We start from the raw sequence: 24753 nt of genomic DNA on the forward strand, positions 1-24753 counted from the left end.
CCACTACTTTCACTAAATATATCTAACTATTAAAATGAGCTTACTGCTTTTTCAACTTTAAAAAAGTCTTCATCTTCTTTCTCAATCATGTAATCCTTATCCTCTACAGAGTAATTAAACTCTCTACCTTTAACTCGGATCAAGAAACCATCTTTAGCAGGAAAGATATTAAAGTCCTTGTCTGCTTCCTTAATGTACGATAGCTCAATTACATTATCAAATGCATCGTTATTATCATCATTAATTGAGATTACCTTAGTCACCATTTCTGGGGTTTCTACACGATCCTGATTTACTTTATCCTTATCATTTTCGTCCAGTTTCACCGGGCTCATCTCTTTATTTTTGATCTTTACGACATAGGGCATCTTTTTATCCCCTTTATCGATCTCGTACGTCTTTTCGATCGTTTCTTTTGTTAGCTCTATACTTTGATCCTGTGCACTTGCTATCGAAATTAGATTCAATGTAAAGGCAAAGGCCATCATTTTTAATGCTGTAATATTCATAAGTATGTGGTATTTAAATTAATAATTGGTATGCTTCTTCACTAATTCCAGTAAAGGATGGTTAGTCCTCAGTAATTAGTTAGAAGATATAACTTCGTTACGTTTCTTCAACGTTTCTAATTTCTTTTCGAGAGAAGTAATTACGTCATCAGCTTTTACGCTCATGTTACTTACCAGTCCATCTAATTCATTTTCAAACTCAGCCTTTTTAGAGGTAAATCGTGAGTTGATTTCTGTTGAAAAAGCGTTGGCTTTGTCCATGATATCACCTTTAGCATCTACAGCTTTTTTCTGTATTTTGGTTCTGGTGTTTTTACCCTTGTCCGGAGCAAATAAAATTCCGATTGCGGTACCTACTGCTGCTGCTGCTAATACTCCAAAAATAGTGTTGTTTCTGTCTGACATGTTTTTTTATTTTAAGTTAATAGTCTACTTTATTAATTGAGTTGCTTTTTGATCGGTATATCATGTATTTCCAGCAATTCAACAGTGTAAAGATACTATCAAACAGCCTTGGTATAATGGAGTTTAACGCTGTTTAACCCTTATTAATACTAGTTAACAGAAGTAAATGTTAAAATGGAAACGGAGTGTTAAAGGCTTTAAGTATTGTTTTGCTTTCGCGAAAGAAAATGCGGTTGTTATTCCGATTTTGAGACCATACTATTCATGTGTATTTATTCTGAAATTAATTAAATAATCAGTACATACTTATATAGTAGTTATAACAAATTAGAAAATTTAGAACACATTTATCCTTCAAAGGAAGCTATAAAGTCTCCCTTTGAAGGGAGATTTAGAGGGATGTGATGTGCATCTATGGTTTTGATCTTATAAGCACTATCAGTAACGCTTTATATTCTAGAAAACTATTGTCTCTAACACGTTATTTACTGGGTCATCCTAATATCCAAAATACTTTAAAGCAGAAAAGACCATACCTGTAGCAACAATCACTTCAAGTCTAACAATTAAGACTTAGAGGGAAGCAAAGACGCCTTAACCTGAAACAATGTCATCTTTTATCAAAGCAATTGAGACTTCAACCGCAACAATAACGTCTTCACCTGTAACAATGTCATCTTTGGGGATAACAATTCCATCTTAAAGTGTAGCAATAGCATCTTTATCTATAGCAAGGCGATCTTGAAGCACAACAATTTAGTTTATTCTCCGACTTATCTATATTCTAAACTGAAAAAAGCTGCAAATTTGCCTGTTTACTATAGATCAACACGAAAGTGTTTTATTTTTTAACATAAAATTTTACTTTTTTGTAAATAATTGCTACTTTGCTCTCGCTTAACGAGCAAACACCCACCCCACTTAGTTACGTTGTACGTACACTGTATTGTAACCAATTTATTTACATATATATGACTAAACAACAGATCAACAAGTTGGACATGTACCAGGCGGTACAAACTTATCTGGACACTAACACCAAAAAATGGAGTGGAATTCCTAAACTGTTGGAATTTAAGAATGAATTAGATCAACTCCTTATTCACTTACAAGAGGACAGTAAAAATCAGGAAGGGGCTAAACTCTATCTGGGCAGTAACAAAATTGCACAAAAACGTATCGTTGCCGAAAAAGCAGATATTTTAAATGACATTCTTGAAGCCTACGCTGCGATTGAAGAAAAGAAGGGACTGGAACAAAAAGCTGGCAAATCATTTACTGAATTATTCCGTTTGCGCAATCAGGACTTTATTCTGGTCATTAATGAAACGATAAGCTTGTTAGAAGAACATCTTAAAGCCTTAGCAGTATATGGTGTGACTGCAGAACAAATTACAGATCTAAAAACAAGTTTTGACGGGTTTTTGGAGTTACACGGTCAGCCGAGACAATATCGTATTGAGAGTAAGCAAGCGACCATGAGCTTGTCAGAGTTATTTGATCAGCTAACAGAATTGCTAACGAATAAGTTAGACAAAATCTTAAAGAGTTATAAACGTACGGACAGTAACTTTTATAATGGTTACGAAGCTGCGAGAATAATCGTAAACGTATAATTGAATCAAAGCCGAATCCTAACCCGATTCGGCTTTTTTTATTAAAAAAACCAATCACACTTTCTAAATTACCACAGCATGCAAACACTCACTAAAATTATCATCCTAGTCATTAAAGCAACACTGGCACTTTTCTTATTGGCTTGTAATACTACAGAAGATCAACTAACCAATGATTGGAAAGTACGCAAAATGGAACGAATGGTTTCTGTAACGGCAGATACACAAGCTCCTATTGAGATTGAAGTACACAAAAAAGCTGCATACAAGCTGGAGTCTACTAAAATGGCAAAGATTATCACGCAAACAGGTTCAAAGATTACCGGTTCATGGCAAGTAGAGGATTCAATTCTAACCATTAAAACCAAAGAGGAACGTAAACGCCTTACCATCGACACCCTTGCCGCTGATACGCTTATCTTAACCTCAGATCGATTTAAGTTTTATCTGGGGCTTGATGAGTAGAAATATTAATATTTTAGCAAAAACTATTTAAACTGTATGAAAAAAATCATATTTGCCATACTTTTTGTTCCAACTCTGGTCTTAGGACAAGATTTTTTATTGGAATTTGACAGGTATAATTCGGTTTATACTTTTAAATGGGAAGGTTATGAAGTTCCCAACGAGAATGATGTTAAACTTAAATTCATTGAATTTATTGATTCAAACCAGATTCTTAAAGAAGAAAAGCAGGCTTTGAAGATGATAGGTATACAACTGAAACATGAGATTCGAGCTGTTGACTTAAATAATGATAAACTCGCTGATGTAATTTATCAAGGTCCGACTATGGGCGAAGGTTTAGTTCTTTATATATTCTTTCAAACTGAATCTGGATTTCAGAAGGTATTTACTTCACAACAAGGCATTGTGAAGGTAGACTGGAACGCAGAGTATCTTGATAAATTATATATTAGAAATTGGGGATGTTGTGCTGATCCTAACTTAACTAATTTAGTGTATCAAGTTTCCTATTCAGAAAATATTCCAACCTTTAAGTTAATCTGGGAATCAATAGAAATACGATCGTTTATAACAAAACCTAAACATACTTTTACTTCTAAAAAATTTGAAGTTATTAATGAAAAATACAAGCTTCGAGCTAACCCATGGATTGACGATAAAACAGCTAACGATTTTTTGGGAATTACGGGAAACACAATTGGTGTTCTCAAAAAAGGATATAGAGGAACTGCATATGCGTCTCACACAGACAACACTGGCAGAATTTGGTGGTATGTCTCAATTGATAATGATTATAAGCTTGAAAATGCTTATATCAATTATGACCATCATGGATCCAAACCACATCTGGTCGGCTGGCTTAGTAGTAGATTTGTTAAAGAAATTAAGGACTGAACTGAATAACTTATAAATGAGAGGTAAGTCAAAACTTTGAAACGCTAGAAATTAACTTTAGTGACAACAGTCACTCTGATGATTATGACGCAGATTTTGATTGATGCTTTTGAAATCCAAATGAAATAACGCCTTCTTTAAGCACCCCAATTATTAAACACTTTACACTATATTTGCCGCTTATTAAAATACATGGCTACTACCCTACTTTCTTCCCCATTACAAGGTTTTACTGATTTTAGATTTCGTAATGCGTTTCAACAATATTTTGGCGGTATTGATACTTTTTATGCACCGTACATTCGGCTTAATGGTAAATTAGTTATCAAGTCCTCGTATCAGCGTGATCTGCAACCTGAAAACAATACAACACTCGAAGTGATACCGCAGGTAATGACCAACGATGCCGATGAGTTCTTATTCGTCATCAAATACATACAGGAACTGGGGTATAAAGAACTTAATTGGAATTTGGGTTGTCCGTATCCCATGGTAACCAAACGTGGTATGGGGTCAGGTTTGATCTGTGAACCTCAAAAAATAAATCATATCCTGGAGCGTGCACATAATGAAACCGATGTCGTGATTTCTATGAAAATGCGCATGGGATATGAGCATAGTGAAGAGATACTGGACACCTTTCCCATTCTCGATAACTATCCGCTTAAAAACATTGCGATTCATGCTCGAATCGGTAAACAGTTATATAAAGGTGGTGTGGATCTGGATGCTTTTGCACGCTGTATAGATGCTACAAAGCATACCTTATATTATAATGGTGATATTACTTCTGTGACGGGTTTTAAGGCTATGCAAGAACGTTTTCCTATGATTGATCACTGGATGATTGGTCGCGGACTTATTGCAGATCCGTTTTTACCACAAATGATTAAGAACAATACTACAGAGTATCCCAAGGATCGATTCAAAATTTTTAAAGCTTTTCACGATACCATCTATCAAGAATATGATGCCGCTTTATCAGGACCTACTCCAATTAAAATGAAAATGCAGGGTTTTTGGGAATATTTTGCGCAAGCTTTTCCTAATCCACAGAAAACTTTTAAGAAGATAAAGAAGGCAGGAAATCCACGGGCCTATCAAAGTGCAGTGGCAGAGATCTTAAAAGAGTAAGTTATTATTTTGAAAAGGCACCGGAGTTTTTAATAAATCCATTGAGTAACTTCTTAAGAGCAGGATCGGTAACAGTCGATATATTTTTTTGAATATATGCTTTATCTTCCTCTATATTTCTACGATATCCCACTATTCTAGGCACATTGGATTGAACACTCAAGCGTATCATACGAAGCTCTATATTCGCAGGGGCCTCGCTAATCGCAGTTTCGATTAACTTTTTTCCTTCCTTAAAATAGCTTAGCTTGTCTTTGATACTCCCCGCAACAGATGCTTTTAGGGTAAGTGCGGCCCCGTGATACCCTCTATACACAGGTTTTGAAGAAGGCATAGTTTCTTGGGTTAGCTTATAAAATTCTTCGATTGTTTCTTCGTTAGCACTGATCTCACGATAGGCTTCTCTGATGACATTGAGTTCTTCGGTTGTATTAAATGAAGCAACCACGCAAAACAAACTTATAAGAATTTTAATACCCATCGCTATAGTCTTTCAAAAACAACCACCACTTTTAAAGCGATCGTCTCATTATACATAATTGTACTTTTAACTTTAATTTCCTCTTCTGTGTCGGTAAAGGTATTCGCAATCACTAAGTCCGGATGCTTATCAGGATTTATGACCGCCATAAACTTTACGTTTGAAGCTTTTTTCATAAACAAGGGCACACCGACACGCTCTTCTGTTAGTTCCTTAATAATCTGAAGCATACATACGCCCGGAGTTACCGGATTGTTGGGGAAATGACCTTTAAACAGTTCACTGTCCGCATTAAGATGAACCTTAGCTGTTTGAACAGTATCTTCTATTGTAATCTCTTGAGTGGTATATAAATCTGCTATAAGCATGCTTAGTTTTTAATAAGTTCCAGCGCCATTGCCAAGGCAATATCGTGATGATTAATTGTTATTGCAGTCGCTTTGTTAGTATCAACAGCATCAAAGTTAATGGTGATTTGCTTCCCTAACATTCCGCTGCGAATAATATGCGATAACTGTTCGGCATCACCTGTGTAAAAATAAAAATTCTTTTGGCTTCTTCCTGCAGTTTTGAGAACTTTATAAGTGACACCTTGATAGGCTTTCTTAATTTCAGCTTTCGGTTGTATCAAGGTAGTAAAATCTCTTAGCAAGGTATTAATAATAAACTTCTTATCCATTGCTTCGATAACCGTATGAACCTTATTTTCTTTCGGACTTAATTCAAAATCAAAAAAAGTAGTTCCAAACTGCGAAGTACATACCACGCGATGTGCGTCTTCCCCTATTCTTTTGATAATTAGCAACCCGCTCATTTCGTTAGAATACACCTCGATATTAATTTTGTATACATAATCGTATTCTAGATCCGTAAAATAAGGATTAACCGTTGGTTGTTGTACTACTGCAAGTGATTTATAGGTATCCTTGGGTACCACAGACTTACACTGCACAAAAACGAATGCGAGAAGACTAATGACTAAAAACCGCATCGGGAATAGGTGTGTTAACAGACTGGTTTGTAAATGTAATGGCTGTATAATCTCCGGAAGGCTCTATTAACTTCACTGCAGATACCAACAAGGTACTTGCATCAAAGGTAAGTTCAATTTGCTTAAATAAAGATCCTAAGGCCTTATCAAGCGGTACAAGGTCTACGCGATACGCTGTATCAATTTTGTAGAACTTCATATCGAACTCTTCTTTATTAAGCATATCACCACTTACACTTCTTGAAACTAAGGCGTTAAGTTTGTTAAAAACCTTACTTGATGATAGATTTACATCACTCTTCTTGCCTTCGTCATTAATATACAGTGTATTCTCTTTGAAAATAACGCTGTACACATACGGATTATCATACGACCACTTAATAATATCGGGTGCCGTAAAGTACAAAGTACCATCACTCGCTATCGGATTTGATAAAAACGCAATATGTTTTGACTGTACAAAAGAATTAACCAACGAAGTCGTGGTTTTGGCTGACTGATGCACCTGCTTTTTGAAGTTTAGAATCTCATCATGTGTTAGCTCATTTTCCTGTGCAATAGCGGTTACAGAGAGTAAGAGTAGTAAAGCAGTTAATACATTACGCATAAGCGGGAATTTCGAATAGTTCATCAATAGTAACCGGTGTAAGATTGTTAGATTGTACAACTAGCAATAACTGTTCCAATACAGTTACTGTTATTTCTTTTGTATCGTGTAATAAAATAACATCTCCGGAAGTCAGGTTTTTAGTAATTCGTTTAAGGATAAGTTGCGCTGACGGAATCGTAGTGTCAAACGATCTTTTATTCCATCCAATAACCTGATGCTTTGTCTCCTTTATGGCTCTCGCGATATTAGGGTTGGTTACGCCGTAAGGAGGTCTAAAAAGTAATGGGCGCTTTCCTGTATATTTTTCAATAGAGTAATCTGCTGTTTTAATCTCTTCGGTAAAACGATTTGTACCATACAAATCAATCCACTGCGCATGTGTTTGGGTATGATTGGCAATGACATGTCCGTCTTCAATAATCTTTTGTGCAATATCCGGATGCTTTTCTACCTGCTGACCAATACAAAAAAAAGTAGCCTTGACATTAAATTTGCGAAGCACTTCGAGAATAGCCAGCGTATTGATATCGGGACCGTCATCAAAAGTAATCGCTATGGTACCTGTTTTATTTGTTTTAGCAGCGCTTAGCGCTTTTAAGAAGTATCCCGAACGAATAGTAATCACACCGTAGCCGGTGATTAAGAACCAAGAAAATGCTATAATAAGGAGTACCCACCAGGAAATCTTATTATAAAATAAACCGATCAAGGTGGTAATCGCCAGAACAGAAAATAAAATATTTACAAATAACCGCATTAGCATTGCTGTAACAACGCAAAGCTATGATTTTTACCTCGATATTGATTATACAAGAGTATAGTTTTAAAAGAGGTTGTTTCTTTTTTGTTCATTTTAACTATCTCCGGCAGCTGTTGCTTGTCAAAAATCTTGCATCCTAACCAGTAGGCAAAGGCAGAAGCAGTATGGTGTTCACCAATAAGATGTTTATATCCTATTTGCTGTACATCAGCTAAGATTCCTTGCTGCAGCTTATGATAATATAAATCAAAATCTCCGTCTCCGTTAGCACCTAAAATGACAGCATCCAGATCTGATATCTCAACCGAGTTTCGCTGCATAAATTCTTTGAGTTCGACCTCGACTTCTTCAGGAGTCGCTTGATTAAAGATAGTAACATCCAGAATTTCAGCAATATTTTTATCGGAACTGTCATTAGTTACCGTCATAAAGGTAGCACCTTCACTGGTGACTGTTCCCGAACTGGTAGAAGAAAGTAAATCAATAACGGCTAAGGGTTCTGATTTAATATGACCATCCAGCGTATGCAAACGCGAAGAATTTTTGGCAATTTCATCAATTCCACCAACCAAAATATGTTGGTTCTCTTTTTCTAAGAGTTTTAGTTTGGCATCCATCAAAGCAACTTCAAAAGAAGCCGCCGCTTGTACATAGGTTACATTATAGGCTTTGCAGTTAAGTCCCAAAGCTATTTGTCCTCCCACTGTATTATGGGTAGACTGTATAAATAAAGTAGGCGTAAGAAACTGTTCGTCGTTATGTAAGATATTTTCAAGAAACTTTTCAGAGTCCTGTTTGCATCCCATACCGGTTCCGGTAATAATAGCATCCGGCATTTCAATACCCGCTTGGTCCAGTGCCATTTGAGAAGCCGTAACCCCCATCTTAACTGATTTGGACATACGACGCATAGCGGCAGGTTTGATGTATTTTTTATAATCAGGATCTATCGCTCTGAATATAAGCTCTGTGTGCTCCACAACTTCATCAAAGAAAGCATCGCCATCTGTAGTATGTTGCGCAGAAATCCCTGCAATACCATTGATAAAACATTTACCGCTCATTATTTTCTAAAAATTAAGGTGGAACAGTTGCCTCCAAAGCCAAAGGAATTGGAAAGTACCGTTTTAACAGCTTGAGAGCTAAGTTTTGTCTGAGGTGTAATCGGGCACGCCTCCATTTTAGTTTCAAAATTCAAATTCGGAAAAATAACTTCTTCCTGCATGGATAGGATTGAAAAGACAGCTTCAACTGAACCCGCAGCAGCCAAGGTGTGACCAGTGTAGGCTTTAGTAGAACTAAAAACAGGTACTTGATCCCCAAAAATACGTGTAAGTGCAATACCCTCGGATAAATCATTGTTTGGTGTAGCGGTACCATGCGCGTTTACATAATCAATCTGACTATGATCCAATTGTGCTACCTCGAGCGCCTCTTTCATCGCAAGATAGGCACCTTCGCCATTAGACGAGGAAGCTGTTTGATGAAAGGCATCATTTGTGTTGGCCCATCCATTTACTCTCGCCAATACTTTTTTATTTTCCTGAGCAACCATCTGATCGCTTTCTAATACTAAATATGCTGCAGCCTCGCCTAGGTTTAATCCCTTACGATGTTCATCAAATGGTGTACACACATCATCAGATAAGATCATCAGCGTACCAAAACCGTTTATTGTGAACTTTGATAAAGCATCGGTTCCCCCAACAATCACGCGATCCAGTTGCCCTGCTTCAATCATTCTGGCGCCCAGCATAATAGCATTGGCAGCCGAAGAACAAGCGGTGCTTATGGTAGAAACATACCCTCGGATACCTAAATACTTAGAAATAGATTGGGTAGTAAAACCTGCATGTTGGGCTTCAATATAGCGATGATTCGTATCAGTGTTGGTATAGTCCAAATAATGCTTTTCGGTAGTATCCATACCCCCAACACTCGTTCCTGATATAAAACCGGTTCTTGAGGTAATGGCATCTGTGATACCAGCATTGTGAATCGCCTCCTTTGCCGCGATCGCTCCCAGCATGGCTGTTCGAGAAAAACTATTTATCGTATCCAGCCCTAACATATTAATAAGCTCATCATTGGTCTTTTTAATTTCACCAACCATAATCTCATCCCGTTTTCTGGTATCGACATGTTCTATTCTAGAAATACCGCCGATCTCTGAACGTAAGGCGTGCAAATTCTCTTCAACGGTGTCACCGATTGAAGAAATAATACCCATACCTGTGATGGCTACGCCATTTTTCATATTATTTGGTACGGTTGTTTTCAATATACGCTGCCATTACACCAATAGATTCAAAAATAGCTTTTCCTTCTTTTGGATCTTTTAATTTAATACCATAATCCTTTTCTAGCAATACAATAAGTTCAAGAGCATCAATTGAATCTAGTCCCAGTCCGTCACCAAACAGCGGATCATTATCATCAATATCACTTACTTCGATATCCTCTAAACTTAGTTGTTCTATTATTTTCTCTTTTAATTCTAATTGTAAATCTGCCATGTTTAGGTATGATAAAGTTTATTTAATTGTTCTTCGGTTAAAATGGTATTCCCTTTTCGGGAAATGATTGCCAAAAATACGTCATATTTATTACTATCCAAATTCACCCATCCGCAAATTACATTGCTCGCTTTATTAGTATCTAAAAGCAATCGGGAATAGTCGGTTAAGAGCTTTGCATCAAATTGCTCTGAAACAAAAAACGCATTTTCCCCTTTAAATTGGTGCCGTATACTAATCTCTCCCAACACGATATTGGGTAACGTATATACAAATACTGCAGGCGAAGGAAAATAATCTTCTTTATCCTTAATACTTTCTTGATGAATTCTATCGGTAGATAAACTTGATGAGCGATTGGATAACACCAAAGCAGTCCTATCGTCCAACTCATTTCCTTTTTGTAACAAAGCTTCGGTGGCCAAAAAACCTAGTTTGCATAAGGTATCCATTTTATAAAACTTAGGGTATTTGATTCCTAAACTTTTATAGATTGCTTTAGTAAATTCTTTTACAGTTCCTTGCGCCTCATGAACGTACAATACTTTATTATCTACAATAACCTTATTGTCTTTTATGCTACAAAAAGAAGTTATCTTATAATCTTCAACCATCATATAGAAACTTTTTTAAGTACTAGGGCTACATTACATCCGCCAAAACCAGAGGCTGTTTTTAGAACATGCTTCATAGCTATTGCTTTGTTTTTCTTGATCACATCGATGGGATAAGAAACCCCAAGTTCATCAAATCCCAACGAACAAACTACTTCATTGGCCAGAAGATGATGTTTTGCTATAATAGTTTCCAATAATGCTGATGCTCCCAACGTATGACCATAATATCCTTTAAGACTATTTACCGGGATATCTTCTAATCCCGAACGACTAAAAGCTATGGATTCCATCTCATCGTTAAAGGGAGTGGCGGTACCATGCGCAGAAATGTAATCAATGTCGGTTGCAGACACTTTTGCTTCATCAAGCGCACGTTGTATACTTAAATACAAGCCTTCTCCTGTTCTGGATGGGCCTGATATATGATTAGCGTCGTTTGCTGAGGCTTCTCCCACTACTTCTACAACCTCACTAATATTTGTGTTCTTGATTGAACCACTAATCCAAGTAGCTGCAGCTGCTTCTCCCAAACTAATACCGGTTCTATTTTTGCTAAAAGGCTTGCAGGGTTTTGGGCTTACGGCCTGAAAAGAGAAAAAACCGGATAAGGTAAATTCTGATAATAAATCTCCCCCAACCACAATAACATCCTCATAATGTCCCGCCTGAATCATCCTTTTGGCAATTGCAATAGCTAAACCACCGGAAATACAGGCATTGGAGATAATCGTTGGCGAATTGCCTAACTTATAAAATTGCTGTATTGCAGATGCAAGGGTATCAAGGTACGCACGATCTGTATTATTTTCTTTTAACTGATCAATATTTCCTTTAGTTGTTGAAATCAGAACTCCGCATCGTGTAATATCCAATTGCGGATTCTTATCGAGCAAACGTTGCATGGCGAGCAACATCATTTTTTCAAGCTTAGTATATGAAGCGATCTTAGAAAGAGCGTCCCATGCATTAGTTAAGCGTTTTTCATTAATCAGACCTCCATAAAAGCTATCAGTATGAATCGACGTATCCTTTACTTCTACTATTCCGGTTGTATTATTTTTTAGATTTTGTAAATTTTCCTCTACAGAAAACCCCAAAGGAGAAATAATACTATCATCAACTATATATACCGACTTCATCTAATCTTCTTTTATACTTTTCTCAAGTTGCTTAGTCAACCAATCCAACTTTACGTTTCCATTCCATAAAAAAATCAGGAATTGTTAGCGACATATTTCCGTCCATGTCCAAAAAAACTTGAGTAGTTTCTCCACTACACACTAGCTCTTCCCGTTGATTGTAAACGTTGTATTTAAAAATCATTTTGGCCGCAGGACTATCCACAAAAATGGTCTCGATCGTTGCAACATCACCGTACGTAAGCGGTAATTTATGATCACAATTAAAATTCACAATCGGTGTTACAAAATTATTCGATTTTACATCCAAATATGATATGTTTTCATTGCGACCAAAAGCTTCTCTTCCCTCTTCAAAATACGTTACATAAATCCCATGCCAAACGATATTTAAGGGATCACAATCATTAAAACGAACACGAACCTGGTGCCTGTTTTTAAGGTTTGTAACACGTTCTTTAGATCGATTTTTTCTTTTCATAATAAAATATAGCAATTGCGATAGTACTAATAAAAAAACCAATTAACAAACCTAGCTCGGGTAGAATCTCAAAAAAGCCTCCTTTTCGCAGGAAACAATCATAAAACGCTTCAAGGCCCCAATTCATGGGAGATATTTTTGCTATCACTTGCATAGCATCGGGCATAGCAAAAACAGGAACCCATACTCCTCCTATTGCCGCCAAGATGACGACTAAAACTGCTCCAAAAGGTGCCGCTTGTTCATGACTATTAAATAGTGTGCCAAGAAGAATTCCTAATCCGATAGCCGCCAAACCAGCTGCAAATGCAACGAGATAAAGTAATCCTAGATTTGAACCTACCTGTAACTCAGGTAATCCCATTTGTGGAAAAACAACTATCCCTAAAATTAAGATGAGCGTAAATTGTAAAAGACTAACTAAAAGATATACCGCTGCCTTACCTCCAATAATCGTATGGTAGGCTACCGGAGTTGTACGTAGGCGTACAAAGGTACCCTGCCCTTTTTCATGCACCAAGTTTAGTGATATCGGCAGAATCATAAAGAAGATAGCAAATAATGTCCAAGCAGGAATATTATGCTGTACAGAATTAGGTAATTCTATCGCGCCCTTCAAAGACGGATTAATTTGTTCGTAGGCAACAAAACTCTCTCGCTTAAAAGATCCTATGCTTTGGGTAGTACCCAAAGCCTCTTCAAACGCTTTATAAATAGTTTTGGTTTCAATGGTGGCTATCAGCTTATCAATCGAAAACATTACAGAGCTGCGAAAGGTTTCTTGTGTGATGGGATCAAAATAAATACGGACTGTTTTTTTTGAAAGCTTTTGAGGAACTTCAATAGTATCCGCTGTTAATTCTTCACCCTGCAGTTCTGCCAGAATCTTATCGATATTATCTTTGATCTGTACATTCAGGTCTGTACTTAAGCCTTCGGGAATCACAATAGCCAGTTGATAGTCTCCTGAAGCAACTAATGCTTCTGCCTTTGCTTCTGACAATGCTTCTTGATTATAACTAGTAATCGGATTGAGAAAGGGTAAACTATCAAAACGCCTATTGATTTCTGTAGAAAGTTCACCTTTATCATGATCAACTAGTAGAATATCCATCGTACTTCCGGAAACGGACTTAAAGGTAGCATCCTGAATTAACGTGATGGTGATAACCAGTACAATAGGCATCAGAAACAAAATAATTAACCCTCCAGGATCCCTTAGTAATAAAAGTGTTTCCTTATATATGGAAGCGATCAGTTTACGCATAATCTCTAAGTTCTTTTCCTGTTAAGGTTATAAAAACGTCTTCCAGATTTCTAGCATCCTTCGTAGAGTTTATCAACTTTTCAGGAGTGTCATCTGCTATGACACGACCCATGTCTATAATACCTACCCGAGTACATAATTCTTGTGCTTCTCTCAAGTGATGAGAGGTGTAAATTATCGTAGTGCCCTCAGCATTCAGAATTCTCAACTGTTCTGTGATTGCTTTTTTTGACTGAACATCTACTCCAACGGTGGGCTCATCCAAGAAAAGTAATTGCGGATTATGAAGGATACCGGCAATAAGATTGATTCGTCTTTTCATTCCGCCAGAAAAAGTTTTGATTTTTTTATTAGCAAAAGACAGTAAGCCCATTGTCTCAAGGAGAGATCCAATTCGTGATTGTAGTTCAGCTTTTGAGAGTCCGTACATACTCCCAAAATATTGTAAATTCTCTTTTGCAGTAAGCGATGGATACAAGGCATATTCTTGTGGTACGACCCCAATTAAATTTTTTACCTCCTGTAAGTTTTCATTTAGTGGATCTCCATTTATATAGACCGTTCCCGAAGAAGGATGTAATAAACCGCATAAAATTGATATCAAGGTAGTTTTACCGGCGCCGTTAGGTCCTAACAATCCAAAAACTTCATTTTTGTAAATCTTGAGATTGACAGTGTCTAATGATTTGAAATCTGCACCACGATATTGTTTTGAAATACCCTCTATATGTACTATCGGATCCGGCATATTATAGCGTACTAACAGCTTTTTTTAATTCCTGATAGAAGGCCTTTTCCTTTAAAGCAATAGTTTCAAGCTTATCTGCAACCTTGTTATAGGCATCAGTCTCTTTGCTTCTATTTTTATATAATCTGGAAGCATCAATAGCAAAATCTCTCCATAAGTCCCCAATAGCTGTCATTTCTCGGGACAGTTCGTTAAGTCTTGGCAGTGCCAATATTTGTGAAGCTTCTTGTAAAAAAGCCGCATAAATAAATCGAAAACCGCCGCCACCGGTGCCAATTTCCTCTTGCATTCGTACCAATTGACCTAAGTAATGATTGGTTTTTTTGACTCCTATTTTGTCAGGCCAAGTTCTTATTTTTTTGGAAACGTAAAGTATCCCCTTAACACCAACCACAGGAACCGGTGCTAACATATGTTTGCAAGTTTGCTTGATACCTTTGACAATTGCCTTTTCCAACTTGAACTCCTTAGGAAGTGCAGTTGGGTAGTAAATATGTCCTTTAGGAGCAAAGGCACCTTTTGCGAATCGTACTTTCTCTAATTCCTTTACTGTAAGCGTAGTTACTTCGGGCATTACGGGATCACTAATCAAATAAGTGCCCTCTTCTTTACCATAAACCACTAAGTTATGTGCGTTGAAGTGAAAGCGATATTCATCAGGAAAATAGGTGAGATTATAAACGCCTACCTGTAACCCTACCGGATTGTTTTGCGCCAGTTCCCGATCAAGAACCTGCTGCGCTTTACTTTTAGATTTGAATTTAATACGTTTTATTTTAAACCCAAGACGTTTACTAACTCTTGAAAAAATAAAACCTGGTACAGGCCTAAAACTAAATGCCGGTGCAAAGTTTACTTTTATAAACGGTAAGTAGATGAAAAAAGCGCCCGATCCAATGCCGAATATCATTGGCTCACTTAATTCTAATCCATTATGATGCAATAAATTAGACACCACTCCATTCTCACAATGTGCAGATTGATTATGCTGAAAATCTATTTTCAAACTTTTGGGTTTTTTAATTCTGATACAGAAATATCAAAAACTTCTGCATATTTCTTTAACGTACGTTTTTTTAGTCGGGCAAATACTTTAGGCCGTAAATGTCTTTTGACTTTGAATTTCCAAAACCCAACATAACTAGCCAAAATGGTAACATCCATTCTGTGCAGCTCCATAAAATAGGCGATTGGACTTGCGGTTCCAGCCAAAAGAGCCTCTTTGGTTTCCTTAAGTCGTTCTTCGATAAGCTCCAAGGATTCGTTTAACACCTTATTCTTAGTTTCCCAACCGGAACTGAGTGTTTTGTCATAATTTCCTTGGTCATCAACCGCATACACCACTTCTTTAATATTTACTTTGGACAAGCAACTTTCGTCTTGTGGGACCTCATTCTTTTTCATACGTACGATTTATTGATCAACAATAATAGTTTTCATTTCTGATGAAGCTAATAAAACCTCATTTTTGTCACGTACTTCAATAGTAACCAGTGTAACTTGCATAATCTCCGCTACTATCGTTACTGTAGTTATAATTTCATCTCCTATTTTAGGAAGTTTAAAAATAGTCGCATGTTTTATTGATCCTATAAAACCTGTTTTGGGCTTTTCGTTTTTACCTTTATTCAAGAAACCTCGATACCCACGATGCAACGCTATGGACTGTGCCATATTTTCGACCAAGCCGCCTTCTGTAAAATGTGATCCATTACAGAGAATATTATCTGAAGTTATGGTGAAGCCTGATACCACGCTATCTTCACTATAATCTAACATTTTGTCAATCATAACAAAGGGATCCTTTTGAGGAATTAATTTTTTGATTAACTCTCGATCGGCACTATGGGATGTATTGGTCATATTTTTCATTAGCAAACAGTCAGTAAACTATAAAAATACGAAAAACGGCCGCTTTCAGGCACTGCAACAAGCAAACGATCTCCTTTCTTTAACTTTCCGGAAGTAACCAGCGCATCAATAATCAAATAAATTGAAGCAGAACCGATGTTACCCACATCTGCTAAGTTCGTGAACCATTTTTCATTCGGAATGTTGATACCTGCATTCTGCATTGCTTCTTGTAGCTTATCTCCAAAGTAGAACGAAGAAATATGCGGAAGAAAATAATCTATAGTTGAAACATCAACCTGTTTTTTTTCTAATACATCTTTAAGACTTTCAACCCCTTTTTTTGAAACGAATTCATCAAGAATTTTCACATCTTGTTTTAATGAAAATATAGATTCATTAAGCCAGCTCTCAGGCTCATATTCACTCCAGGGCTTGAGTGATCCGTCTTCCATTTTATCTCCACCGGCATACATACACGCTTCTAATTCATTTGCATACGAATATGCGTGCATCCATTCAATTCGCAACGGAAATTCACCCTTAGGCTCATTTTCTAATAAAAAAGCACCAGCACCATCTGAAAGCATCCATCTTAGAAAGTCTTTCTTAAAACCCACTACCGGTTGCTCTTCAAGGCTTTTTAAATTCTCAACTTCTTTATCAAATTTATGTCCTTGCATCCAAGTAGATACGCGCTCTGACCCGGTACAAATCGCATTGTTCTTATCATCAGCTTTAATAGCCAAATACCCATATTTAAGCGCGCTCATACCCGAACAACACACTCCTGATGCCGTGTTTAATTCAATATTTTCTGCATCCATCAAACCGTGCACCATTGAAGCGTGGGCTGGCAATAAATTATCCGGAGTCGATGTACCACAGGATAACAATTCAATTGAATTGGGAGCTACTGTTTCGTCAAGTAGATTTTGAATCGCAGCAACCGTGATATCGGCATTATTATGTGTACTGTTCCCTTCTTCATCTAAGGCATAGTAGCGAGTCACAATTCCATTATTGCGCAACACAATTCTTCTAGCCCGTGATGTCTGTCCGTCAACATAACCTAACTTAGATTCCATCTCATCATTAGTCACAGGTTTATTGGGTAAAAAATGTGCTGTTTTGGTAATATAAACTTCTTTCATAAATGTATTCCTATCTTAACCTTACCGATTGATAGTATTTTTTATCTCTTTTTATTTTTCCGTAAAGCGGTAAATAAGTCAACAAAAATATAATAAAAACGATAGGTACTACTATCCAAATGGCAAATAACAAGTAATAATTAAAAACTTTCAGCAAACGAGCTCTGCGGATTTCTGATTTTTGTCCGGCATTATAAATAATCTTCGACCATTTATCAAAAACTCTATTTCCTCCTTGATCCGATCGAATTAAAAAAGGTTTGACCACTACACCCCCAACACTTACGATATCTTCTTGCAAAGTGGCGAACTCTGCTTTCTCTATGTATTTTTTTAAAATTTCTCCAAATTTATCAGCGGATTTGATATCTTTCTCAGAGACTCCAGGTTTTGGGAAAATGCCCAGATATTTTGTTTTCTTTCCTCCCATCATCCAGTGTACAATAGTAATGACACTGATATGATTTACATGTCTATCTACAAAAGCTATGTTGCCGACCAACTTAGCATTTATTTTAAACAAAAGCTTTTTTATTTTTTCCTGAGCTAAGATCCACATATTACGGGACCCATTGACAGTAACTACCGGGGTGTTTTCGAGAAGTACTCTGGCTTCTTCGCTTTTTAGGAAAGAATTTATGGGAATAGATGGAGATAGATACCAAACAGTGTATCCAAGAATTATTAAATCAAATTTTGTATCTTTTATATGCTGAGGAAGTGGTTTATTAGGTTTGGTTTTTTGTAAAAAGGTTTCTGGAAATACCTGAAAAAAATCTTCTTTTTTCCATGGAAACTTATAGGGTTGCTCAGGTTCAATTGCATGAAAAACCACGTTCATGTCTGCGCTCTCAACTAATGGTTTTGCCAAGTTAGATAAGATTTCTCTGAGCTGACCACTTTGACTATAATAAAGTACTAATATGTTTTTCATTTACTTGTTGGATATATCATCCCAATAGTCATAATAATTAAACCATTGGAGTGGATATTTTTGAAGCATTACCTCAAGATTTCTTAAATATTCTTTTAGAACGTGCCTGGGGCGAATGGGTGTTTCTTTAAAAACTGGAGTTCTGGCGTATAAGTTGTAATTCTTACCCCTTCCTTTCATTATATACATAAAAAGAATTGGTATTTTCTTTCTAGCTGCCAACTTAAAGGGTCCTGAAGGAAATTTAGCCGACTTCCCTAATAACTCTTCTTCCAAATACTGAACACCTTCTACATAGCGATCTGAAGCAAAAATGATCACTTCATTATTTGATAATGCATCATTCATTTCAAAGATATGTGACATATCAGGTTTAATCACAATAAAATTCATCTCTGTATCCTGAGAGACCGCCCCTACATATTGTTTTATTTGCTCATTTTCCTGATCAGTAACTATCAAATTAATTGTAGTTTCATTCAAGTCAAACTCATCAAAAAAATAACGCGCTATATTAAAACTGCCTATATGGGCACTGAAAATAATTCCTCCATTGCCCTCCTTAAGTAATTGCTCCATCCTTTCTTTACCATCATAATTAAAAGAGAATTTATCTTTTAACCCAAATGAAATAGCCGTACGATCAATTAAGGTTTGACCAAAAACAAAGTAATTTTTATAGATACTAACAATAGACTTAAAGAATGTATAGTTAAGCCTTTGTCTAAAATAATAATAACTGGTGCGGGTTGACGTGTAAGAGAAAAGCACGTAATAAGCAGCTACGAATATAAGAACGGAATACGCAGCCTTAAGACCAAAATTCTTGATTAATGCAATAAAAATTTTATACCCTAAGGGCGTTCCCTTCGCTTTACCCTGCCATTGCGCCATAATTAAGCATTCACTTTTCTCTCTATAAGTTTGTAAAAGTCCTGAAAACTCTCTATACCTACGAAATCTTCACCAACTAATTTTACTCCGAACGTTGCTTCGATTGCAACCACCAAATCTACATAATCAAGACTATCCAGATCCAATGTTTCTTTCAGATTTGCTTCTGGAGAAATTTCATCAGATTCTACCTCGAATTCTTCTATCAAAAATTCATCTACTTTCTCAACAATAATACTTGTTTCCATCATCCTTAGTAATTTTTTCCTATCCTAAACTTTTTTTATAACAATTGCCGAATTTGTTCCCCCAAATCCAAATGAATTCGACAAAAATACATTTATTTCTTTATCTAACGTTTTGTTTGTAAGATTTAACTTAGCAGAATCCTCGTCGGGATGTTCCAAATTTATGTTAGGTGCTATAAAAGAATTGTTCATCATTATTAAAGAATAAACAATTTCACTGGCACCTGCCATCCAACATTCATGCCCTGTCATTGACTTAGTAGAACTCACATAAGGTTTTGACTTACCAAACACTTCATCAATTGCCTTTGCCTCATTAGCGTCACCAATGGGTGTTGACGTAGCATGCGCATTCACATAATCTACCGCTGCCGGATCCATTGCTGCTTGCTCAACAGCTCTCTTCATAGCTCTGGCCGGACCTTCTTGGTTAGGCGTCGAAATATGATCTCCATTTGAAGAAAAACCATAGCCTACAATCTCTCCTAAAATAGTTGCTCCCCGAGCTATTGCACTCTCATAACTTTCTAAAAAAAGTGAAGCACCACCGCCGCTTGGAACTAAACCGTCACGCTTAGTATCAAATGGACGAGATGCTTGTTGAGGCTGCTCTTCATTAACCGAAAAAACACCTAAGCCATCAAAACTACCAAAGGCATATTCATTTATTTCTTGTGCGCCCCCACAAATGACATAATCCTGAAGTCCTTGTTTAATCAAAAGATACCCCATTCCTACCGAATGTGATCCACTGGCACAGGCCGCGCTAATTGTGAAGTTTATACCTTTCAGTTTAAATACGGTAGACAAATTCATGGTCACCGTAGAATTCATCGATTTAAAAACACCTCCTGATCCGACCAGGGTCGTATCTTTTTTAACTCGTATTTTGTCTATCGCTTCCATCACAGACTCCGCCGTACTGTCATTTCCAAACAAAATACCAATTTCTTTAGTGTCCAAAAATTCCTGGTCAACACCTGCTTGATCAAAAGCTTGTTTTGTGGCTATATAAGCATATTCTGACTCAGACCCAAAACTTATTCGTTGTCGTCTACTTAGCTCTTTCTTTAGATCCGGTTTTGGCACAGTACCCGTTAAAGCTGAACGGTATCCAAAATCCTTACGTGCCTGATCATAGACAATTCCGGATTTCCCTTTATACAGAGACTCCTTTACTTCGTCGACATTTTTACCAATGCACGAATAAATCCCCATACCTGTGATTACAACTCTGCGCATACCTTAAGAATAGATTCCACCATTTATATTTACTATTTCGCCTGTGATATATGACGCTTTTTTTGAAGCTAAAAAAGACACTAAATCCGCCACTTCTTCTGCTTCTCCAAAACGATTTGCAGGTATCATACGTTTTAAATCTTTCTCATCCATCTCGGCGGTCATATCCGTTTTAATAAAACCCGGAGCTACTGCATTCACAGTAATTTTACGTTTTGCAACTTCTTGAGCCAATGCTTTTGTTGCGCCTACTAATGCGCCTTTTGCAGCAGAATAATTGGTCTGTCCGGGTGTGCCCTTTACTCCTGAAACAGATACAACATTGATTATTCGTCCATATCTATTGCTAAGCATCTTTTGAATTAAGTGATTCGTTACGTTATAAAAACCATTAAGACTAATATCCACAACTTGATGCCAATCTTCAGGTTTCATCCACATAAACAAACCGTCCCGTGTAATTCCGGCATTGTTAATTAATACTTCTATTAACGCATCGGGATGTTCTGACATCCAAGTATCAATCGCTGTATGTACCGCTTGTTGATCCGAAACATCAAACTTAAGCAGGTCACAAGTTCCTCCGGCATCCTCTATGGCCGCTTTTGTCGCATTTGCAGCTGCATCATTTGATTGATAATTCAATACTATCGGATACTCTAAATCGATAGCCAATTTAAGAGCTATTTCTCGTCCAATACCCCTGGATCCACCCGTTACTAAAGCATGTTTCATTCTCGAATATTATATTTTTTCAAAATAAGTTACAAATGTACTTATTGAGAAATTGAATTTAAGATTTAATTAACAACCGCCAAAAGAAAATGGAAATTTAACACGTCATAACTTCTTAATCGGTGTTAGCCTAATTTTTGCTAAAACGTTACCTTATTCTTTTTATGGAAGCTAAAATTATATCGCAGGATTATTTTTCAAATAGTCCTTTACATTTTGTACAAAAGGATACGTAATATAATCTTTTGTAAAAGGAGGCACAATCTCTTTTATATCCTTTACCAATTTCTGAGTTTTTGACGACAATTTAGAACCAAAGTCTAAAAATTCTAAAGCTTGCACTATAGTCATGACCTCGATAGCTAACACCTCATAGGTGTTTTCTATAACAGTTTTCGTCACATTGGCCGCATTAGTCCCCATGCTCACGATATCTTGATTATCGTTATTGTTTGGGATACTGTGCACATACATTGAGTTTGACAGCATTTGATTCTCAGCCGTTGTTGAAACAGCTGTAAATTGCACACCCTGCATACCAAAATTGAAACCAAGTTTCCCCAAATTTACAAATGGAGGTAAAATATCGTTAAGCTTAGAGTTCAACAGGTAGTTTAGCTGTCTTTCTGCCAGCATAGACATTTTGGTGGTAACCAATTTTAGTTTATCCATCTCCAACGAAACATAATCTCCGTGAAAATTTCCCCCATGGTATACATGTTTTGTCTTTACATCTATAATTGGGTTGTCATTTGCTGAGTTTAATTCTTCAATAAGAATTCGACCTACATGTTTTATCGTATCACTAACGGGACCTAATATCTGCGGTACACAACGTAGGGAATAGTATTCCTGTACTTTTTCTTTGAAGTATAAGTCTTCAGTTTGCCCTGAATACAAATGTTCTGTGCGATCACGAGTCAATTTGCTATCTGCAAGATGCGCACGCATTTTTTCAGCCACCTCTTGCTGTCCGATATGTAGTTTGCTATGATTAAGCTCTACTGATAAATGATCATCGTAAGCTTCAACTATTTCATTAATCGCCGAAGAACAACAGATCGACCAATCCAATAATTTTTGCGCATTGATCACATTGACAATTCCTATCCCGGTCATAGCAGAAGTTCCATTCATTAGAGCAAGTCCCTCTCTAACTTTGATTTGAATCGTGTCAATCCCCAATTCTTTAAAAACATCTTGGGTCTCACGTCTTTCTTCTTTATAAAAAACCTCTCCCTCACCGATTAAGACGAGTGCTAAGTGTGCTAATTGAACCAGATCACCACTAGCTCCAACACCACCATGTTCAAAAATTAATGGTGTAATATCATGATTAATAAGGTCTTGTAATCTCTCCACAACCGAATGATGTACTCCCGACTTACCTAAAGACAACGTATTAAGTCTAGCCAACATCAGCGCTTTAACGTAAGCCGGTTCCATAGCTTTACCCGTTCCGGAAGAGTGACTACGTATTAAATTAAATTGAAGTTCGATTCTATCTTTATCATCAATTTTATATTGCGCCATTGGCCCAAAACCTGTATTCACTCCGTAAATAACTTTATTTTCAGAAAAAGACAACAGAAATTCATGACTTTCCTTTACTCTATTGAGGACAGCGTCGTGTATCGTTACATTTTCGTTTTCAAAGATGACCTTTATAAAGTCATCAATTTCTAATCTCTTACTTGGTTCTAACATCGTTATTTGGTAATTTTTTTCGATAAAACGTAGAAATTTGGAGATTACTCTCTATTTTTACGATGCCAAATGTAATGTATTTAATGTAGCTGAAAAAATCATGAAAAAAGAAATTGTCGATGTTCTTGTAATTGGTGCCGGTCCCTCAGGAAGCGTTAGCGCAGCTTATCTTCAAAAAAACAACATCAATGTCAAGGTGGTCGAAAAATGTAAGTTCCCGAGATATCAGGTTGGAGAAAGTTTAATTCCGCGTTGTATGGATAATTTTGAAGAAGCAGGATTGCTGGATTGTCTGACAAAACAAGGATATCAAAAAAAATACGGAGCACGTTTTATAAAAGATGGAGCTCATGGAACATTTGATTTCAGCAAAAAACATGGGGAAGGTTGGGACTGGACATGGCAAGTACCCCGTGATCATTTTGACAAAACACTTACAGATGAATTAACCGCTCAAGGTGTGCCGATAGCTTTTGAAACTGAAGTGAAAGATGTCAAGTTTCATGATGAGTACTCAGTAACTCGTGTACAACATGCCGATGGAACTGAGACTGAAATTACAGCAAAATATATCATTGACTCCAGTGGGTTCGGACGCGTAATTGCCAGACAATTAGGTCTCGAAGCTACTCCAAAAATCGCAGAACACGGTTCAATTTTTACTCAGGTAAAGGATGTAAATCGTCCTGAAGGATCAGAAGGAACATTGATAACTTTTGAGATTATTGAGACAGAAGTATGGTTCTGGTATATTCCATTTTCTAACGGAAATACAAGTATTGGTTTTGTAGGTCCCATGGAATGGATGAATAAATTTAAAGGTTCAAATAGTGATGTTTTATCACAAATGATGGAAACATCGATATATTATAAAGAACAATTTAAGGATGTACCTTACTTATTTGAACCATACAAAGTGGCGAACATAGCTAAAAATGTTACCAAACTATATGGCAAAGGCTTCGTATTAACAGGAAATAGTGCAGAGTTTTTGGATCCCGTGTTTTCATCTGGGGTTTCTTTTGCTACAGAATCGGGATTAAAGGCGGCAAAATTAGTAATTAAGGAACTAAACAACGAAGCGGTAGACTGGGAAGAAGATTTTGTTACCTATATGAAAAAAGGCGTGGATGTCTTCTCTACCTATGTTAAGGAGTGGTATAGCGGTAACTTACAAAAAATCATTTTTCACAAAAATAGTAACGAAGTCATTAAAGCACAAATTTGCGCAGTATTAGCAGGTTACGTATGGGATGAAACTAATCCTTTTGTCAAAAAGCACAGTCGACTAATCCGTAATGTAGCTAAGTTGATAGAGATGGAAGAAAAAATGACAGATTAATAGTATTGAT

At 36.7% G+C, this 24753-nt stretch carries 30 protein-coding genes; 5 read left to right on the forward strand and 25 right to left on the reverse strand.

What is annotated here, in order from left to right:
- Window positions 1-29 precede the first annotated feature (29 nt).
- Both ACJRPK_RS10710 and ACJRPK_RS10715 read right to left on the reverse strand, forming a co-directional pair.
- On the reverse strand, window positions 30-509 hold the full coding sequence (locus ACJRPK_RS10710) for a hypothetical protein (RefSeq protein ID WP_407139901.1): 480 nt from the start codon (window positions 507-509) through the stop codon (window positions 30-32).
- 75 nt (window positions 510-584) lie between these two features.
- Window positions 585-914, reverse strand: coding sequence for a YtxH domain-containing protein (locus tag ACJRPK_RS10715; RefSeq protein ID WP_407139902.1), 330 nt, complete (start codon window positions 912-914; stop codon window positions 585-587).
- Between the two features lie 971 nt (window positions 915-1885).
- Here ACJRPK_RS10715 and ACJRPK_RS10720 point away from each other — a divergent pair.
- The 4 genes from ACJRPK_RS10720 to ACJRPK_RS10735 all read left to right on the forward strand — a co-directional run bounded on the left by ACJRPK_RS10720 (window position 1886) and on the right by ACJRPK_RS10735 (window position 5026).
- Window positions 1886-2530, forward strand: coding sequence for a hypothetical protein (locus ACJRPK_RS10720; RefSeq protein WP_407139903.1), 645 nt, complete (start codon window positions 1886-1888; stop codon window positions 2528-2530).
- A gap of 78 nt (window positions 2531-2608) precedes the next feature.
- Complete coding sequence (locus ACJRPK_RS10725; protein ID WP_407139904.1) at window positions 2609-2995, forward strand: hypothetical protein; 387 nt, start codon at window positions 2609-2611, stop codon at window positions 2993-2995.
- 36 nt (window positions 2996-3031) lie between these two features.
- Window positions 3032-3892: a hypothetical protein gene (locus ACJRPK_RS10730; RefSeq protein ID WP_407139905.1), complete on the forward strand. Its 861-nt coding sequence runs from the start codon at window positions 3032-3034 to the stop codon at window positions 3890-3892.
- 192 nt (window positions 3893-4084) lie between these two features.
- Window positions 4085-5026, forward strand: a complete 942-nt coding sequence (locus ACJRPK_RS10735; protein WP_407139906.1) for a tRNA dihydrouridine synthase — start codon at window positions 4085-4087, stop codon at window positions 5024-5026.
- Window positions 5027-5030: 4 nt separating this feature from the next.
- Here the strand turns inward: ACJRPK_RS10735 and ACJRPK_RS10740 are convergent, their stop codons facing one another.
- The 23 genes from ACJRPK_RS10740 to hutH form a co-directional block, all read right to left on the reverse strand.
- A complete protein-coding gene (locus tag ACJRPK_RS10740; RefSeq protein WP_407139907.1) occupies window positions 5031-5507 on the reverse strand; it encodes a hypothetical protein in 477 nt (158 codons plus the stop codon).
- Between the two features lie 2 nt (window positions 5508-5509).
- On the reverse strand, window positions 5510-5875 hold the full coding sequence (locus ACJRPK_RS10745) for a 3-hydroxyacyl-ACP dehydratase (RefSeq protein WP_407139908.1): 366 nt from the start codon (window positions 5873-5875) through the stop codon (window positions 5510-5512).
- A gap of 2 nt (window positions 5876-5877) precedes the next feature.
- On the reverse strand, window positions 5878-6498 hold the full coding sequence (locus ACJRPK_RS10750) for a hypothetical protein (RefSeq protein WP_407139909.1): 621 nt from the start codon (window positions 6496-6498) through the stop codon (window positions 5878-5880).
- Complete coding sequence (locus ACJRPK_RS10755) at window positions 6479-7105, reverse strand: outer membrane lipoprotein carrier protein LolA (protein WP_407139910.1); 627 nt, start codon at window positions 7103-7105, stop codon at window positions 6479-6481. Before ACJRPK_RS10755 ends, ACJRPK_RS10750 begins: the two co-directional genes overlap by 20 nt.
- Window positions 7098-7865: a polysaccharide deacetylase family protein gene (locus tag ACJRPK_RS10760; RefSeq protein WP_407139911.1), complete on the reverse strand. Its 768-nt coding sequence runs from the start codon at window positions 7863-7865 to the stop codon at window positions 7098-7100. The genes ACJRPK_RS10755 and ACJRPK_RS10760 overlap by 8 nt, the downstream gene beginning before the upstream one ends.
- Entirely contained in the window at window positions 7865-8932 is a 1068-nt protein-coding gene (locus tag ACJRPK_RS10765; protein WP_407139912.1) for a beta-ketoacyl synthase N-terminal-like domain-containing protein, read from the reverse strand. Before ACJRPK_RS10765 ends, ACJRPK_RS10760 begins: the two co-directional genes overlap by 1 nt.
- Window positions 8932-10125, reverse strand: coding sequence for a beta-ketoacyl-[acyl-carrier-protein] synthase family protein (locus tag ACJRPK_RS10770; RefSeq protein WP_407139913.1), 1194 nt, complete (start codon window positions 10123-10125; stop codon window positions 8932-8934). The genes ACJRPK_RS10765 and ACJRPK_RS10770 overlap by 1 nt, the downstream gene beginning before the upstream one ends.
- Before the next feature lies 1 nt (window position 10126).
- Entirely contained in the window at window positions 10127-10384 is a 258-nt protein-coding gene (locus ACJRPK_RS10775) for a phosphopantetheine-binding protein (protein WP_148782337.1), read from the reverse strand.
- 2 nt (window positions 10385-10386) lie between these two features.
- Window positions 10387-11001, reverse strand: coding sequence for a 3-oxoacyl-ACP synthase (locus ACJRPK_RS10780; protein ID WP_407139914.1), 615 nt, complete (start codon window positions 10999-11001; stop codon window positions 10387-10389).
- Window positions 10998-12140: a beta-ketoacyl-[acyl-carrier-protein] synthase family protein gene (locus ACJRPK_RS10785; protein ID WP_407139915.1), complete on the reverse strand. Its 1143-nt coding sequence runs from the start codon at window positions 12138-12140 to the stop codon at window positions 10998-11000. The genes ACJRPK_RS10780 and ACJRPK_RS10785 overlap by 4 nt, the downstream gene beginning before the upstream one ends.
- Before the next feature lie 31 nt (window positions 12141-12171).
- The gene (locus tag ACJRPK_RS10790) at window positions 12172-12621 is read right to left on the reverse strand and encodes an acyl-CoA thioesterase (protein ID WP_407139916.1); all 450 of its coding nucleotides are present in this window, start codon (window positions 12619-12621) and stop codon (window positions 12172-12174) included.
- Window positions 12599-13888 (reverse strand): ABC transporter permease, encoded by a 1290-nt coding sequence (locus ACJRPK_RS10795; protein WP_407139917.1) that lies wholly within the window; start codon window positions 13886-13888, stop codon window positions 12599-12601. Before ACJRPK_RS10795 ends, ACJRPK_RS10790 begins: the two co-directional genes overlap by 23 nt.
- A complete protein-coding gene (locus ACJRPK_RS10800; RefSeq protein ID WP_407139918.1) occupies window positions 13881-14636 on the reverse strand; it encodes an ABC transporter ATP-binding protein in 756 nt (251 codons plus the stop codon). The genes ACJRPK_RS10795 and ACJRPK_RS10800 overlap by 8 nt, the downstream gene beginning before the upstream one ends.
- Before the next feature lies 1 nt (window position 14637).
- A complete protein-coding gene (locus tag ACJRPK_RS10805) occupies window positions 14638-15642 on the reverse strand; it encodes a BtrH N-terminal domain-containing protein (RefSeq protein ID WP_407139919.1) in 1005 nt (334 codons plus the stop codon).
- Window positions 15639-16040, reverse strand: a complete 402-nt coding sequence (locus ACJRPK_RS10810) for a hypothetical protein (protein ID WP_407139920.1) — start codon at window positions 16038-16040, stop codon at window positions 15639-15641. The genes ACJRPK_RS10805 and ACJRPK_RS10810 overlap by 4 nt, the downstream gene beginning before the upstream one ends.
- Before the next feature lie 9 nt (window positions 16041-16049).
- Entirely contained in the window at window positions 16050-16499 is a 450-nt protein-coding gene (locus ACJRPK_RS10815; RefSeq protein WP_407139921.1) for a hypothetical protein, read from the reverse strand.
- 8 nt (window positions 16500-16507) lie between these two features.
- Window positions 16508-17641, reverse strand: a complete 1134-nt coding sequence (locus tag ACJRPK_RS10820; RefSeq protein ID WP_407139922.1) for a beta-ketoacyl-ACP synthase III — start codon at window positions 17639-17641, stop codon at window positions 16508-16510.
- A 10-nt stretch (window positions 17642-17651) separates the two neighbouring features.
- Window positions 17652-18575, reverse strand: coding sequence for a flavodoxin (locus ACJRPK_RS10825; protein ID WP_407139923.1), 924 nt, complete (start codon window positions 18573-18575; stop codon window positions 17652-17654).
- Window positions 18576-19469: a lipid A biosynthesis acyltransferase gene (locus tag ACJRPK_RS10830; RefSeq protein ID WP_407139924.1), complete on the reverse strand. Its 894-nt coding sequence runs from the start codon at window positions 19467-19469 to the stop codon at window positions 18576-18578.
- A gap of 2 nt (window positions 19470-19471) precedes the next feature.
- A complete protein-coding gene (locus ACJRPK_RS10835; RefSeq protein WP_407140253.1) occupies window positions 19472-19717 on the reverse strand; it encodes a phosphopantetheine-binding protein in 246 nt (81 codons plus the stop codon).
- 24 nt (window positions 19718-19741) lie between these two features.
- Window positions 19742-20959 (reverse strand): beta-ketoacyl-[acyl-carrier-protein] synthase family protein, encoded by a 1218-nt coding sequence (locus ACJRPK_RS10840; RefSeq protein ID WP_407139925.1) that lies wholly within the window; start codon window positions 20957-20959, stop codon window positions 19742-19744.
- 3 nt (window positions 20960-20962) lie between these two features.
- Complete coding sequence (gene fabG / locus ACJRPK_RS10845) at window positions 20963-21694, reverse strand: 3-oxoacyl-ACP reductase FabG (RefSeq protein WP_407139926.1); 732 nt, start codon at window positions 21692-21694, stop codon at window positions 20963-20965.
- 177 nt (window positions 21695-21871) lie between these two features.
- Window positions 21872-23401 carry a histidine ammonia-lyase gene (gene hutH / locus ACJRPK_RS10850; RefSeq protein WP_407139927.1) on the reverse strand — a complete coding sequence of 510 codons (1530 nt, stop codon included), beginning with the start codon at window positions 23399-23401 and terminating at the stop codon, window positions 21872-21874.
- A gap of 100 nt (window positions 23402-23501) precedes the next feature.
- On the opposite strand from hutH, the gene ACJRPK_RS10855 reads away from it, so the two are divergent.
- Window positions 23502-24743, forward strand: a complete 1242-nt coding sequence (locus ACJRPK_RS10855) for an NAD(P)/FAD-dependent oxidoreductase (RefSeq protein WP_407139928.1) — start codon at window positions 23502-23504, stop codon at window positions 24741-24743.
- Window positions 24744-24753 lie beyond the last annotated feature (10 nt).

Origin of the sequence: Aquimarina sp. 2-A2, assembly GCF_045505135.1 — a bacterium.
Classification (GTDB): domain Bacteria; phylum Bacteroidota; class Bacteroidia; order Flavobacteriales; family Flavobacteriaceae; genus Aquimarina; species Aquimarina intermedia.